Origin of the sequence: Bartonella massiliensis (genome assembly GCF_902150025.1) — a bacterium.
In the GTDB taxonomy this organism is placed as follows: domain Bacteria; phylum Pseudomonadota; class Alphaproteobacteria; order Rhizobiales; family Rhizobiaceae; genus Bartonella; species Bartonella massiliensis.
In genome coordinates this window covers 1-16,567 of record NZ_CABFVS010000024.1, presented here as the reverse complement: position 1 = coordinate 16,567, position 16,567 = coordinate 1, and the positions used below count along the sequence as shown (strand labels likewise).

At 34.1% G+C, this 16,567-nt stretch carries 8 protein-coding genes, 1 tRNA gene and 1 pseudogene; 2 read left to right on the top strand and 8 right to left on the bottom strand.

The genetic code is table 11. The features are described 5' to 3' along the window. Nucleotides 1-517: 517 nt before the first annotated feature. The gene (locus tag FNZ60_RS05855) at nucleotides 518-1,501 is read right to left on the bottom strand and encodes an RluA family pseudouridine synthase (RefSeq protein WP_142416724.1); all 984 of its coding nucleotides are present in this window, start codon (nucleotides 1,499-1,501) and stop codon (nucleotides 518-520) included. Between the two features lie 205 nt (nucleotides 1,502-1,706). Between FNZ60_RS05855 and FNZ60_RS05850 the strand changes: the two genes are divergently transcribed. Next, nucleotides 1,707-3,494: a glucan ABC transporter ATP-binding protein/ permease gene (locus FNZ60_RS05850; protein WP_142416723.1), complete on the top strand. Its 1,788-nt coding sequence runs from the start codon at nucleotides 1,707-1,709 to the stop codon at nucleotides 3,492-3,494. Between the two features lie 331 nt (nucleotides 3,495-3,825). Here FNZ60_RS05850 and FNZ60_RS05845 read toward each other — a convergent pair whose 3' ends face one another. From FNZ60_RS05845 to FNZ60_RS05815, 7 genes and pseudogenes are all read right to left on the bottom strand, one after another. Further along, entirely contained in the window at nucleotides 3,826-4,359 is a 534-nt protein-coding gene (locus FNZ60_RS05845) for a hypothetical protein (protein ID WP_246054722.1), read from the bottom strand. Further along, nucleotides 4,349-6,133: an MFS transporter gene (locus FNZ60_RS05840; RefSeq protein ID WP_142416722.1), complete on the bottom strand. Its 1,785-nt coding sequence runs from the start codon at nucleotides 6,131-6,133 to the stop codon at nucleotides 4,349-4,351. Before FNZ60_RS05840 ends, FNZ60_RS05845 begins: the two co-directional genes overlap by 11 nt. Before the next feature lie 533 nt (nucleotides 6,134-6,666). Continuing rightward, a complete protein-coding gene (locus tag FNZ60_RS10145; RefSeq protein ID WP_246054731.1) occupies nucleotides 6,667-7,035 on the bottom strand; it encodes a radical SAM protein in 369 nt (122 codons plus the stop codon). Nucleotides 7,036-8,460: 1,425 nt separating this feature from the next. Further along, nucleotides 8,461-8,733: pseudogene (locus FNZ60_RS05830) on the bottom strand (hypothetical protein); the annotation flags it as partial. Nucleotides 8,734-9,769: 1,036 nt separating this feature from the next. Then, nucleotides 9,770-12,523 carry an autotransporter outer membrane beta-barrel domain-containing protein gene (locus FNZ60_RS05825; protein ID WP_142416721.1) on the bottom strand — a complete coding sequence of 918 codons (2,754 nt, stop codon included), beginning with the start codon at nucleotides 12,521-12,523 and terminating at the stop codon, nucleotides 9,770-9,772. 895 nt (nucleotides 12,524-13,418) lie between these two features. Then, entirely contained in the window at nucleotides 13,419-13,868 is a 450-nt protein-coding gene (locus tag FNZ60_RS05820) for a hypothetical protein (protein WP_142416720.1), read from the bottom strand. A 164-nt stretch (nucleotides 13,869-14,032) separates the two neighbouring features. Then, complete coding sequence (locus FNZ60_RS05815) at nucleotides 14,033-14,434, bottom strand: hypothetical protein (RefSeq protein ID WP_142416719.1); 402 nt, start codon at nucleotides 14,432-14,434, stop codon at nucleotides 14,033-14,035. A 1,844-nt stretch (nucleotides 14,435-16,278) separates the two neighbouring features. On the opposite strand from FNZ60_RS05815, the gene FNZ60_RS05810 reads away from it, so the two are divergent. Continuing rightward, nucleotides 16,279-16,368, top strand: a tRNA-Ser gene (locus tag FNZ60_RS05810). Nucleotides 16,369-16,567: the final 199 nt, after the last annotated feature.

The window sequence follows — 16,567 nt, the reverse complement described above, 5'->3', positions numbered from 1 at the left end:
GCTCTCTTTTTCATCAGTTCTCATTGTGTAAGCCAAGCGACAAACCGTACATCTATAATAAATAGATCAAACCACGCCAATAACAAAAAAGTCTCTTTGACAATAAGGTTCTTTTAAGAAGGTTTTTTCTTGAGCATTCCAGTAAAATGCCCCAATTATTCCTCATAAAAACAATCAAAAACTGCCATTACTTTTCAGTAAATATTCTTCAGATTTTATCTCATTCATCTCTCTCAACAGATACACCTCCCCAATATATGCCCCCCTTGTAAATAATTCAAAGGAGCAGCTTCATAAGCCAAAATTATAAAAAAATACGCCCTATACTAAAAATAACAATACAATCATATGAATAAAGAACTGTAGAAAGAAAATTTATGATATTTAAAAATTTATCGCTCAAAACCATCATTTTCTCATAGCGATTACTAAAATTCTCTTCAAATCATGCCCTATCTCTCTCAATCAAATTTATAGACAAAATTGATATCAATAAAAAAGAACAAATGAAGTTTTTTCATTCTATTTCAGCATCACGCTCACTAAAAGACAAAAGATTAAAACTTTGGACCATATGAGGTGGTAAAGGAGCAACGATATCCAATATGCCTCCTGAGGGATGAGGAATACGAATACGACGTGCATGAAGATGAAGACGGTTTTGAATTCCTCCTGGTAATGTCCAATTACTATCAGAAAAAAAATACTTTGAATCGCCAATGATAGGATGATCCATATGGGCAGCATGCACACGAAGCTGATGTGTTCTCCCCGTATAAGGTTCCATTTCAAGCCACGAAAGAGCCCGCCCTCGCGCATCTAAAACGCGATAGTAGGAAACCGCATGCTGTGAATCCGGTTCGCCATGTTCACAAACACGCATTTTATCACCTTGTGCCGTTATATCCTTAACCAACCACGTTGAAATTTTGTCCTGCTTTTTTTTAGGAACGCCCCGAACCAACGCCCAATAAGTCTTTTTTGTTTCCCTTGTTCTGAAAGCCGCTGTTAAAGCCTGCGCCGCTCCTCTTGACCGTGCAACAATAAGTACACCGGACGTCTCACGATCAAGACGATGAACTAAACGCGGCTTTTCACCTTTTTTATTGCGCCATACTTCAAGCATACTGTCTATATGACGTGTTAAACCAGAGCCTCCTTGTACAGCAAGACCTGCTGGTTTATTAAAAACAAAGATCTTTGGATCTTCATACAGCAGCATTTTTTTCAAAACAGCTTCATCATCCTGCCCACGAAGTGTTTTATCCGTTATTGGAAGACTTATCGTATCATCAAGAGGAAGAGGTGGAACACGAACAGACTGCCCTATACAAAGGCGCCTATCAGCTTTAACACGTCCACCATCAACCCGTATCTGACCAGAACGCAATAATTTTTGCAAAGCTCCAAACCCAAGCCCTGGATAATGCGCTTTAAACCAACGGTCTAAACGCATCCCATTTTCGTCTACGTCAACTTTTTTTATTTCTACACCTGCCATGAAAGTTCCCTTACCTGATAATTTTATTGATCTATTTTTGCACCTTGATAAACATAAAAATTCATATTCTCGTTGGCTTTATCACATCATATTACAATGAGTCTCCAAAATTGCCTTTTCTTAACGTTCAAATTTTATTAGCTAGAAATTGAAGTTATAAAAAACAACAACTTCTACGCTTAAACGCGAATGGAGATTTTTAATAGTGTCCTTATTCAAAACTTATGCACGTGTTCTCACTTACCTAAACAGAGAAAAAAAGGCATCTCTTTTAATCTGTACCGCTAATGTTATGTTAGCGATTATCACCATTGCAGAACCTATTTTATTTGGACTCGTTATTGATTCCATTACAGAAAAATCAGGGATCATCCCTACCCTTGCCATTTGGGTTTGTTTTGGTCTTTCCCATATTATCGCTTATGTCCTTGTGGCTCGTGGTGCAGACCGCTTAGCCCATAGACGTCGTTTAACGGTTTTAACAGAATCTTTTGAACGTATCATTGCCATGCCTTTAATGTGGCATCAACAACGTGGAACTTCTAACGCGCTCCATACACTTTTGCGCGCGATAGACGCCATGTCAAGCATATGGCTTGATTTTATGCGCCAACACCTTTCAACGCTTGTCGCCTTATTGGTTCTCATCCCCACAGCCTTTAGCATGAATTGGCGTCTTTCAACAGTCTTGGTTGTGCTTGCCATCATCTATGGATTAATTGCCCGTTTAGTGATGCGAAAAACAAAAGACGGACAAGCCGCTGTAGAATGTTACCATCATAATCTTTTTAAACATGTCAGTGATTCAATCTCTAATGTTTCCATTGTACAAAGTTATAACCGAATAAAAGAAGAAACTTCTATACTGCATCAGCATACAAATGACCTTCTTAAAGCACAAAATCCTGTTCTCAATTGGTGGGCGCTTGCCAGTGGCTTAAACCGAATGGCTTCAACAGTTTCAATCGTTTGTGTTCTTCTCCTTGGAGCTTTTTTTGTTGCAAGAGGTCAATTAAGAGTAGGTGAAGTCGTTGCTTTTGTTGGGTTTGCACAACTCATGATTAGCCGTCTAGATCAAATGAGCAATTTTATTAATTGTGCGATATCCTCACAAGCAAAACTGCAAGATTTTTTTGAAATGGAAGACTCAACCTTTCATAATAACGAACCACAAAATCTTCCTTCTCTCCAAAATGTTAAGGGTGCTATACAATTTCATCACGTTACCTATAAATTCCCAAATTCTTCTCAAGGTATTTTTGATATTTCCTTTGAGGTTGAAGCAGGACAAACTGTTGCGATTGTAGGACCAACAGGAGCTGGAAAAACAACATTAATCAATCTGCTGCAGCGCGTCTATGATCCTAGCTTTGGGCATATCTCCATTGATGGAATAAATATACGCTCGATCAATCGTGAATCTTTACGAAAATCTCTAGCGACAGTGTTTCAAGATGCGGGTCTTTTCAACCGCAGTATTCATGACAATATCTCAATAGGAAAAGCAAATGCAACAAACGAAGAACTTTATGAGGCAGCAAAAATAGCAGAAGCTCACGATTTTATTCTAAAAAAAGCTGATTGTTATAACACCATGGTAGGCGAACGAGGATCCCAATTATCAGGGGGAGAAAAACAGCGACTAGCAATTGCACGTGCTGTTTTAAAAAATGCCCCTATTCTCATTCTCGATGAAGCAACAAGCGCTCTTGATGTTGAAACTGAAGCACGTGTCAAAGAGGCTCTCGATTGCATAAGCCATAACCGCACTACTTTCATTATAGCACATCGCCTCTCAACAGTATGCAATGCTGATATGGTACTCTTTCTGGAACATGGTCACTTAATTGAAAAAGGAAGCTTTCAAGAATTGATCGATAAAGGAGGCCGTTTTTCTAAATTTTTAAAAGCAAGTGCTTTAACCATACAACCACCAGAAAGAGAGGGAGAAAATGAAAACGTCATCCCCTTACATGAAGCCATAGCGTCATAAAAATGATACGCTTCACAAAGCCCCTTCCTCAAATGAACTTGATAAGGTATTGATTTAGAATAATAATTTACTGTTTTACATATTGAATTAGACCTTCGAATAACGTAAGATTCTCTCATTTCAAACTTATCTATCTTGAATCAATCAAAATCATTCCCTTGCTCGTCAAAAGCGGGACGAATGTGTGGATCAAATTTGTATAAGAAAGGACTAAAAATGGCTCTTATGAACCGTCTTAATGCAAGATCTGTCGCAACATTGCGGACTGGCAAATAGTGTGATGGTTCCTATTTATTGGTGTAAACTCTGATGCGTATATCCATATTTTATCTCACAGCCAGAAAAAAAATCCCGTATCATATTTAACTGAAATGAACTCGGGAGTAGCGATACATATTAGAGCTAGCACTTCTGCCAAATCAAATCTCTCCGATAAAGTAATCGTCACACTATATGGTACGCTATCTTTTTTCATACATTCTATGTTACGCACCCACTTTTGTTTATATTTTTTACTGTCTAGATTTCCTATCTCTGAAATAACATCTGTGCCTATTTGTATCCCTAAAAAGAACGGATTACTCTTTAATAGCTTCAAATATGGTTGAATATAGATGTGCCCCCCTGTTGCAATCCGAAAATATTTTTTACAAATGAGACACATACAAGTATATTTATGAAGTAAATCATTATCGAGCTCAAAAGGCTCTCCACCAGAAAGAATAATAAAATCAGATTTTATGTCATTTATTGTATATAAAGATTCAGGCAACGCGTCATCTCTCACCATACATTCCATCGAATACGGACAATGATTGCAGCCCGCACTGCAATTTTCATTACAAATTACAATATTATCGCCCATGAAATTTCTCATTCAAGTTCATATAATCCAATACTAATTGTTTCATGAAAATATTTTGGTATAAACAAAGATCAGAAATTTTTTTAGCTACAAACGCTTTTATCATTGGTAAAGCTTCATCCTTTGATATAGACAGCAAATGAGAAATATAGTCTATCCGTTCTTCTAAATTGAGAGATAATCTTGGACTGGTGAAAAATGTTAAGATATCCAATTCCGGACTGGCGTCTTGACATAAATCCCAATCCACTACCATAAAAGAATTATCAGGAGTAACAATGATATTATCAGGATGTAAATCTCCATGTGATAAGATTATATTCTTGCTTAATCGATCTTGAAAGATCTTATTGATTTGATCAATAATCGCCTTTTGATGTAGCAAATCCATTTGGCTCAATACAGTACCCCGGATAAACTCCCATTCGACTACTTCATCGCAAAGTGTTATCAAATTTGGTGCAGGATAGAGACTTTGTCGAAAAGAGCCATCCTTGATGTTTTCATTAATGCACGATGCTTCCGGATAAATTTGCCCATAGCAAAACTCTTGATGCTTGCGTTTCAAGAAATGTTGTTTTGACGATTGTGCATTTTCAGGCTGTAACCAAATGATTTCTTGTTTTCTGACAAAAATAATTAAAGCAGACACCCCAAAAATCACAGCCATAACCACTGCCAACCACAAATTAGCTTGCCAGAATGTTGAAAAAATATGACCGTATAAAAAACTGAATGCAAAGGATACAACAGCTGTAATAATGGCTGTAAATGATAAAACAGTCGCGATAGCTTTGGGATCAATCAGTGAATTTATAAGAAGAGACGACAGATAAGATCGATAAGCAGATTTAAAAACACATAGCAGTAAAAATCCTAATATAAGAGCCACAATGATTTGAAATGACATGAGAAAAAAAGCAATCGTTACCATACAACCAATCATTAAGACGGGAAAAATAGGATTTTGAAACTTTGAAAAATACTTCTGAAACAATATATTGGAACTTGCTGAAAAAAAATTCCCAATGATAAAAATAATTGAAACCAAAATAGCAGGTTGAAATGGCAAAAAATCAGAAAATGCGATAGAAACAGTTCGATTATTAACCAAAATAGCAAAAGCTGAAACTGCACTTAAAAAAATAAGAGTGAAGCGATAAGGATTTTTGACTTCTTTACGGCTGGCGCACATAACTGTGAAAATACTCGGATGAGCGTTGATATGAAAACTATCTAATCCCTTCGTCAGTTTTGAAAACATAAAAATAGCAAAAATTAATGAAAGGACTTGAAAAATCACAGGCAATGCAGGATGCACATAATAAAGTATTCCCCCTAAAAAAATAAGTACCGTTGTCACACTATAGGTAACAGCAGCCACTTCGGACTTAACAGAAAACAGTGTGCGATGCTTTGGTACTACAGAAAAGAGTAAACTATCTTCCGCACCTGAGAAACAAGCGGCTGCTAATGTAATACACAACAAATAAGTGGCGTAAGCAAAATATGCATAATTCATAAAAAGAGCTAAAAAACCGCAAAGAAAGAAAAACAGCCCAATATAAATAACGCGCTTACTTCCATAAACATCTGATAATAAACCCAAGGGGACTTCTAAGATCAAAGGAAGCAATAAAAAATAACTACCTATTAAAACAATATCCGCTTGCGACAAATGCAATTTTTCCGACAAAAAAAGTGGTAAAATAGCAACCACTAGAGCAGTAGACTTGCTAACACTATAAATCTTAAATTGCTTAATCTTATCCACAAAATACCTTCCCACGACATCCGCTACATGCGCCAGATTCTTTCAAAGATTTTAAAACGCTTTGAGCAGACCAATCTATTGCCTCATAATTTTGTAGATTCCCAAAAGCTTCTGAATAAAAGCAATTTTTTAAATCTCCATTATAGTCCAATACCAAGGATGAAAATGGAAATAAACACATTAATGGCGACGAAACGTATGTAGAATTTTCTCCTAAGTAATAATTAATACAATTTACAAAATTTTGTGACGTCCATGAGATTTTCCTTTCTTGGAACTTTTTATCTATATAAATCTGGAGGGGGATTCTTTCCTTGATAATTCATCTCTCAAATGAAAAAGTGAAGCATTTGGCGGAAAAGTTTTGTTTCTTAAAGCCTCAGATCGATCCTTTGTATTATTTTTTCTAGAAAAACTAAATGATGACGTATCGAGCGGGCTAAATCCGATATAATCGACATCTTTGCTTATACAAAAATCGATAAAATTAATAATATTTTCTAGAATCTCTTTGGTAACAGTCGCTCTTATTCCTATACTTTGCAAAGGTTGAAGATTCTTAACTGTTTCAATGTTTTTCCACACGCGATCAAATTTATTTGCCCCCGTATATCATGATATCCTTGGACACTAGTCGAATCCATAGAAATAACAATTTCTTTTATGTCATACTGTAAAATCCATAAATTTTTATGCAATAAGATGCCATTGGTATTTAATTCAACAGGTAAACCTAGTTCATTCAACGTTAATAAAATATCTTTAAGCTTCGGATGCATTAAAGGTTCTCCCCCAGAAAGCATCACTGAGGCAGCTCCTTTTTCTTTCAACATTCTAAATAAGGGTATTAAACTTTCTGGAGTATGCCAATTTTTTTCCTTAATCTTCCAGCAATCGCACATGATACAAGGGCTATTGCAATTCTGGATAATATGTATAATAGGTGTTACAGGCACCCATAATTTTTTAAGATCAAAAATCGAATCTGACGCACTAATCAAATTTTCCTTCTTTAAAAGAAAACCATTCTTTTCTAGTTCTCTTAACAAAGTTGAAAAATCTGATGCTAAAATCTCTGTCTCTACATTAAGCTTTGCCGCAACAGTTTCAATTTTCTGATTCTGTAAAAAACTGAATTAATTAAAATTATAGCTGAATCATTAAGCACAATAGTCTGAAAATCATTCATAACGGTTCATAAATTTTATGATACGTTTTTATCATTCAAAATTGCATTGTTAAAAATTTAGTCGTTTGAAATTATCGACAACATAATTTCATGCGTTTAAAGAATGGTATGTGTTTTGCTCTTTTTTGAGCGAAACCTTAAAAGGAAAATAATCGTTTGAAACTTTTATAAGCTTATAGGTTTTAATTTATAAGATTTTATAACCACGGTATTTTTTTACCGGAGTAGAAAATCAAGATAATGGAATTCACAATATATGTCTCATGATACGAAAACCTTTTCATGAATATAATGCAGGTTTTCTTTAAGAACGGAACTATATTCGCTTTCACAAAACAATGGAGGCGAATAATGCCGTAAAAGTAGAATACTATATACCTTAGACATGGTAATAAAAAACGTTTTAAAAGTTATCGTTTAAAAATATGAAATCAAATAGGGTCAATCCAAATTTGGAGGCACCTATTGAAACAAAGATAAGCAAGAAAAATTCAAAATCGTTGTAATCTCAAAACATGGGATTTTACTCAATTTTTAGAAAAAACGGCATTGTTTAAAGAATGCTCTATTCTAAAGATAACGAGATCAAATTTGAGCTGGTTAATTTGCAAAGAAATTAAGTTTTAATGAAAAGTAAAAATACGCTTATAAGAACCTCTTTAAGGGAATGTTTAAACGTTTAAAACCTCTTTTTATAACAGTTATAACTTATTATCATTTGTTTTAAAAAACGTTTCATTTAGGAAAAAAAGAAAATCTAGATTTCACAGCAGAGTAAATCTTAAAAAACTTACATTTGATAAAAGAATTTGTTTATTTGTCTTATGAAAAGCTGCTTTAAAAAACCAACACGCGTAAATGTAAAAATGGGTTTCGTTATAGACATTTCACTTAATAGGCATTTTCTCTTGATTGTATTGATAAAGCTACAAAGCGTCTTGATTTATTTGATATGTTTGATTTTAGAAAATGCGTTATTTGAATTCACTCAGCTCAATTTTAAGCTTAGTGTTTTAAAACGTTTTAAAGAAGCATTGTGATTATGTGCTTTATTTCAAATGAATCTCTTTAAAAAAAGGGCGTTATGATTAATACGTTTGATAGCCATTAAAGGCGCTCCCCACGCCTGTTATTTGTTTTATTTCTCAATCTTGACAACCTCATCGCTTTTATAGACCTCATAATTATCGGGAACCAATTTTATCTTACTTTGTGTATCTATTTTTGCGCGACCATAGGCACGACCCCAGATCTTACCAGAACCAGAGATTTTCGCATTCCCATAAACAGAGCCATAAACCGCGGCACGACCACTCACAATCGCATTGCCATAAATCTTTGCAAAGCCTTTGATTGCAGCTTGTCCATAAATTTTTGTACTGCTGTAAATACAAGCAGACCCAGAAACCTTAATTTTCTTTGAAACCGATCATATTGCACCACCTCCACCAGCATTTGGTGGATATCCTGGTTTTATTTTCTCTATTCATGCCTCAGATCAAGAAGCACGCGATTACCATAAATGGCTTGATAATACCTTAAGCATCCTGTGGAAACACCATGATGATCAGTAACCCGATAAAGAATTTCTACTCAACCTAAACTTTGATATCAATCTCATCAAAACAGATGAAATCACCATGCGATTGCCTAAAACTCTGCCAACACTTTTTTTCTTAAAAATGCATATTTCAGAAACAAAGGATTGAGGACGCTTCTGATCTACTTTTAACTACATTTTAATAGAAACTCTTCAAAATTTTCTACATTTGAAATAATAAAAAAGACTTGCAATAAACTTTTTCAACGTGATCAACCTCTTTTCCTCACGCCTCAAAAAAGGAAAAAGACTTCCCAACTCCACTCTGATTTAAGAATTGTATTTCATATTTATTGAACAAACAAGATAGTGATGATTTATCCATAATCCCGCATACTTTCTACCTAAAACGAGGCATTTACACGCACTCACATGTTTTTAAAATGCTCCTTACAGCATAAAAAACAAAGCAAAAAATACACCTCACAAAAATATGAATCTGTGCATTTTACACATCACCTATCTTTGCTTAATAACAAAGCCTTCTAATCAGCAACCAATATCCCGTCTGCTTTTTGATATCAGCATACCTCAAACAATAGTTATTATTACAACATAATAGGATAATAATACAGCTATTAAAAAAACTTATGACGAATACATCTCATATATTTGTAGCCAAAACAACATAAAACAGATCTAGAGTTTCATCGACAATTTTTTGAAATATTTGCGCCCCCCATCCACCAGATAAAAAGTATTAAACAAGGTGATCTTTTCCTATGTATTAAAACACATGGTGTCATTATCAAAAGAAGAACTAAAATGCCGTACCAACAATATTTTTAATTCTTAACAAAAGTATAAGATTTGAAAAATCACATATATTATTTTTTAAAAAGATTGATTAAAAGTGATAACGCAATCCACCAGAAAGACGAACACCAGAAAAACCTGCCTTAGTTAACTTATGCTGATAGCTAAGATCACCATGAAGCGTGACTTTAGAAGAAAATTGCGCTTTAATACCCAAACCTGTTTCTAAAGAAGAACCAAAAGCACCTAACTGAAAAACATCTTTTAGATGAGCAAATTGTTTTTCACCAAAACGATGTGCAAGATGAATATTGCCATTAAAAGAAATGATACGATCCTTTTCATGTGACCTAAATATTTTACTTACATACCCCCCAATACGCATCAACCATTGATCTGCTTTTTTCATCTCAACATCAAATCCATCAATATCACGAAACTTATCAAATTGAAGATGTTGATAAATAAGCTGAATCTGCGGATCAAAAATAAAACCTTCACGCCCTGTCATAAACACTTTACCAACAGACAACGAAACATTCAGAGGATTTGTTTTTAATGTCGCCGCCTTACCCCAAGCATGAGTCAGCACATCCCCTTTAAACAAACCATAAGATAAAAGACCATCGACATAAAAACCAGTGCTGTGTTCCATACTACCGTATGCCGTCAATGACCATTTATTAAACGGACTCTTTTGACTTTGTTCCACACCACAAGGCTGTAAGGAAAGCTTTCCATAGGTTCCCATAATTCCAAAAGATGTCGTACTAGATGCTCTTTCTATTGTTTTAAGTAAAATATCTATTTCTACAGCATTATAATCAACATTACCATCGTACCCATATTCAAGGAGAGACAAATCTGAGACATAACGATAACTCCCACCATAACCCTGAACAGATAAAGCAAAATCCCCTTCAACTTTTAATAACTGACGAGAAGTAGATCGCATATCTTGTAACCGCTTTTGTTGATTACTGATATCCATGATCCCCACATGAAACAAAGCATTTTGTAACAGAAGATAGGTCGGAACTTGTGGAACAACGTCCCTAATCTTTAAATCAGAATGAGGACTAGCCGACATTCCTAAAGCAGGCTGAATATATTTACTTTCAAGGCGGAAATCCCAAAAATCTCCCTCTCCTTCAACCAATCTTTGAGAAGTTTGTGCATTCCCAAGAGAAGAAGCTGGACCATAGGCATGAAGATAATATTGGTAAGGCGCCCCCTCTAATGCAATATAAGCACGATCTAACTGAAAAGAATCCTCTGCTGCTTTTCCAGAAACCTGAATAAGTGAAATACTATGAGCATTTTCACCCTTTTCTACCTCCCCCTGACTTTCTAGAATAAATTGCACATAAACTGTTGTTTTTCCAGAAACATCACCATGAATCAAAAGGCGATCAGTCTTTTTATTATCGAGCAAACCATCATTCCCAAGATATGTATTGAGATAAATATCTGCCCTATCTTGCGCACTATAAACTTCTTTCTCTCCCTTCCCAATATAAAGTGTCTGATATTCCTGAAACATTGGCGTTTCAAAAGCAATAAAACCATCAGAAAGTTTTACAAATGAAATAAATGAACTTGTACGATTTGCAACGTGCGAATCTACCCCTCTTTTTCTTGTCAAAAACCATTTTGATCCTCCTGTCAAATAAAGCTCAGCAACAGAATCATCGACAACACGAGTCCCTCCTATCAATGAAGAAGAATCGGCCAAAATTGCTACAGTTCCTCCTTTTTCAGCAGTTAATAATAAATCACCAGAAATTTTTGTGCCTTCCGTTACTGCAATATAACTGCGACTGTTATGACTGTGAATAGCTGTTCCATCTAGAACTTCAAAAGCTGTCCTTTTCAAAAAGACAAGCCCCTGCTCGTATGCATTATTCTCCCCATCCATCTCAAAATGCATACCATGTTTGTTCCCTATTGCCTTAATGGTTGAATCTTCAATATTAACCCGTGAAATTAAAAAATTTCCTTCTCTTCCAACATCAGATTGTGTTTTAAAATCTTGTCCAACTGTTAAAATATGAACATCTGTAGAAACAATATTCGTATTTTTTAAATAAACAGAGCTCTGCGATTTTACATTGAAAACTGTATGCGCAATTTTTTCATTTTTATTTTCTTTATTTTCTGTTTTTTGATGTTTTGAAGTAATGATAACACCATCTAAAGTTGCACGTCCCCCTTTCCCTACATAAAGTGCAGCGGCATCATTCACATCAATAGATCCCCCCTTCATTTGAACACTCGCATCATGACTAACGAAAAGAGCACTCTCTCGATCATTCCCCTGGCCTTCTACTTTCATTTTTGTATCTGTTAGCGTAATAGATCCTCCTAGCTTCTCTGCATAAGCAGCAACCTGAAAAGCCTTAATTGTTCCACGATCAATCTCAATTACTCCGCTATCAGCTTTAAAACCTATTGACAGATTTTTAAAAGCTGAATCACTCAAGATAATTTTTCCCCCTCGTGATGCAACCACACCATAAATATCTTCTATACCCGCAGCAGCTTCAATCTCTACACGTATTGCCTGAATAACTGTATTTGGCTCCTGTACTTCTATAACGGCAGGCAATGTGAGAGAACTCTCCTCCCCATTCTTTAGTTTAACAGGTCCCGTGAACTTATATATTTTATCACTAATTGTATGTTTTTCACCATCACTGCATTCATAAGGTAATTTGTTTTCATCACATGATAGTGCTACAAATGAGTGCGACTGTGCTTCAACATTTATATTTAACAAAAAAGAAAAAATAGCTGCTGTAAAAACACACGAATACAAGCGATTATTAGATATCTTGATTATCATTGCTTTTCAAAACTTTCTTTTCTCAACAAAAAAACAAAAAATGCTGGCAAAACAATAAACTGCGAATTAAATACAATAAGAATAAAATAAGCAAAGCTATTTTATTATTTTTTCTGGTAAATGACAGTATTAATAATATGTTTTGTATTTTATGTAAAGAAAGAACAAACAATAAAAAATACTCTTGAGAATAACGATCTCTTTAAAGATTTATTCCACAAATGCTGAGAGCTATAACACAAAGCACTAGAGCACTGATCTTAAAAAAACGCGCAGAAATATAAGTCTTGAAGAGATAGAATATTCAATTTATCTCGTTTTCCAAAAATAAAAATGTAACAAAATGAGAATAATTTTTAAGATTCAAATGACCAAAATATATTAATAAAATATCACATTATGAGATACAGTAAAATATATAATCGCATTATTTTTTAACCACAACAAAAATCCAAGGAAACGCGCACATGATATATAAGCTTATGTACAAAATTTCTACATTAAAGTTTTCAGTTCTCTAGCAAAAAATTAAATAAACACAAAAAAATTCTCTTAAATGCCCTATCATCAATAGTTCGAATGAATTAATGAAATACTTTAGAAGATATCATCTCAAAACAAATCATAAAATGAAAAGCATCAAAATAAAGTTTCATCAAAATCAGTTCTACGAAAGCAATCTGCTTGTTATCGTTAAAGCAGATATTCTAACAAAATTATTTTTGCCACTTTTTATACTGGATAAATTTCTAAACATTCCCCAATATCATCATCTGATCATAACACTCTTGCACTGTCCAAGCTGATGAATACCGCTATATTATAGGCAAAAGAGCCCATTTCTCCCTCTCCTCCATAATACTTTCATTCAATTATTGCTTTAAAGATGAATATTTTACTTTTTCAAAGCTTTTTTTATTTTCTGGCGTTTTTTATCATTCTCAAGACGCAACATCAAATCTCGCTCCTGTTTTGTCGAATTGGTTACACCAAAAGTATCATTATCCATAACCTGCTGATACCCTGCTATCATTAAATTGACTAAAAATGAATCACTTCGCGGCGCAGATGAAAAATAGATTCCCTTTGAATCTTGCAACTTGTAGCGATAACCTGCTTTAGTCATGCACTCATAAGTCGCTGCAAACTCACTCGCACGCGAATTCATATTTTCAGAAGAAGCATAGATTGGTTTCCAGCCACATTTCGACAATGCTTGCTGAACCTCAGACTTATCAACACCGGGCTTTTCCCATAATGCTAGAGTCGATGGGGGAGGTTTGCTAACACATCCAGCTGAGCTTAATAAAATTACAGCACTCAATAATTTCAATATTTTTTTCATTTCTCCCTCCTTTAAATATTTACGATATCAAGACTGATAATCCTACTAATATTTGCTCACATACAAGATGATTTCCGTTAGCATATAGATATTGAAAAAACGATCCCACCTCCCACACTCAAGAACAAGAATGTGAAATTTTTTGATGACAGCAGCCACAATACTTAAGGCTGACATTCAGGTTGTTCTTTGTATTCTTCACAATGAGGACTACTCAAGCGCCTCTCTACACTTCGCTGCGGAATAACCGCATCAGACTGACAAATTGGAAGATTCTCATATTTCTCGCACCACTTCACCCTTCCCACTTTATTTTGGAAACCTGCTTGTATCATGCATACACTGACAGTTTCCTCTTCATTGAATCGCTCATCCATACTTTTGTCTGTATCAAGACGACCATCAAGATACTGTATTCCGCATTCCAACAAAGCTTTTTTGACCTCAAGTTGATCTGCACCAGATTTTTCCCACGCATCTACAACCGTTCGAGGAGGCTGTTCTGGATAACACCCAGCCATAGCAAATAAGGCCACCCCGCTTAATAATTTTAAAATCTGCTTCATTTTCCTATCCTTGAGTAATTTTGATATTACGAAACAATTTATTAAATTATTTTACATTCTGTTTTTTCATTTTTAAAACAATAATAGATATTATTAATCCTTATTACATTTATCTCTTTCCGATAACTATTTCATAAACATTGTATCAAAAATACGGCAAAATTACCGCTAAAATCATATTCTATCCACGTTATGCTTATAATTATTTTTAATATTTTGATTATAATTGCAACAGATATTTTTATAATTTTTTGGGCTTGTAGTTATTATCTCCATGGCTAAATAGCGTAAAATGTTGAATTGCTTCCTTCCGCACAAGTCACAAATACATGGATATGAGAACTGTTGACCATTGCCAGCAGTCTTAAATTCCATTTTCAGATGTAGTTTTATATTCTACCAAAAAGGCTATTTTAAGTGGTTCTTGATAATTCTTTGTAAAATAACAGCGCTAAGATGAAAAATCAGAAAATTTTCCTCTTTGAAAACTCTCACACCAATCCCTCAATTTATCTTTACAGTAAAATCAAATCAGGAAAACATAAATTATTGCTTTTGGCTGAGTGCTTACCTTTTTGCTTTCTGGAATCCTCATCTTAAAGTGTTGGCCTTCGACATTCTAACAATGTCCTACCTCAATGAAATCTGTTCCTAGCTTATTCTACAAATATAGCTTTCCTCGATAAAGTTTATCGATGTTTTCAATAACAAATCCAATGACACTTTTAAAATAGTAAGATCAACAAGTTAAATGGTATTTTCATTTTTTCTTGTTCTTATTGAAGATAATTTTTATAGAATTAGATGAATAGTAATTATTTTTTATACTTATAATTTACAACACCATAACAATTATAGGTATTAGGAATAAAGCTGATTAGCACTCCCCCTATCTCTCTTAGTGAATTGGTTGCTATAGTTAACAAACTGTTTGTTATAAACGACACTATAAATAAAGAATTTTTAATAAATTTCTTCAAAATTGAAGCATCTAGATTTAAAGACACAGCATAAGACATAGGCTAATTATAGACAAACAGCGTACTAAGTGTATTGCTTAATAAGATTTTTCTTCTATTCAAGCCAACTTCTTGTTAACCTTATAGAAAAAAATGTTATAAATATATCTAACTTCCAGTCATATCTGAAAGAAACTTTACATTATCAATGCAAATCTTGCATAAAATTTTATCAAAATAGTGCAAGTACTCAAAAAATACTGTTAACCAATAAAAAATTTCACCGTGATTCTAGCTGAATTTTTTAGTTTTTTCTCTCTGAGAGCAAATCAACTTTTCTCTTCAAGTTACTCTTAAGCTGTATGAGATATCTAAATATTTTTATTAAAAAATTAAAACTTTTTAAAGAGCTTTCTTATCAAATCATACTCATTTAGACTCATTAAAAACTTACCCTGAACATCCCTGACACATCTGTCATACTTCTTATCTCTCATAAACTATCAGAGTAATAACATTTTCTTTTAGCAAGATATAATGATAAAATAACTTAAAAATGCACGACAACAAAAAATTAATATAACTTATAAATATCTTCAACTGAACATGTCTTATCATTACGAGAACAACAGTTAGCACTAAAAATATTTCTTTTTGAAAAACTTTTAGACAAGAAAATGAAATAATACATACCATATCCGCCTTCCATTTTTTCAGAAAAAATTATAATTTTTAAAAATGAGAATATTAGGTAACACACTCAAAGAATTGGCTTATAAAGAATTATTTTGGTTAAAACTTAAATAGTTTTATAAAAAAATCTTAGAAGACGTATTAAAATGATTGACCTTTTGTAAGAAGTTTGTCAGAAAGCATATCTAATTTGGAGGGGTGGCCGAGCGGTTTAAGGCACCGGTCTTGAAAACCGGCGTGCAGGAGACTGTACCGTGGGTTCGAATCCCACCCCCTCCGCCACAGCACTTTTGTTGTGCTATAACTTACTGATTTTATAGGTGTTTTTTTAAGGTTCGGTGTAGCTTGCCAGCAGTGTAGCTTGCCAGCAGGTTTTGTATATTTTGCCACCAGGTTTTGTACCAATTTATTTTGTTTCACATGATTTTTAAGGGGTTCTCAAAGGGTCTTCAAAGACCTTTCAAAGATCATTTTAAGCCTC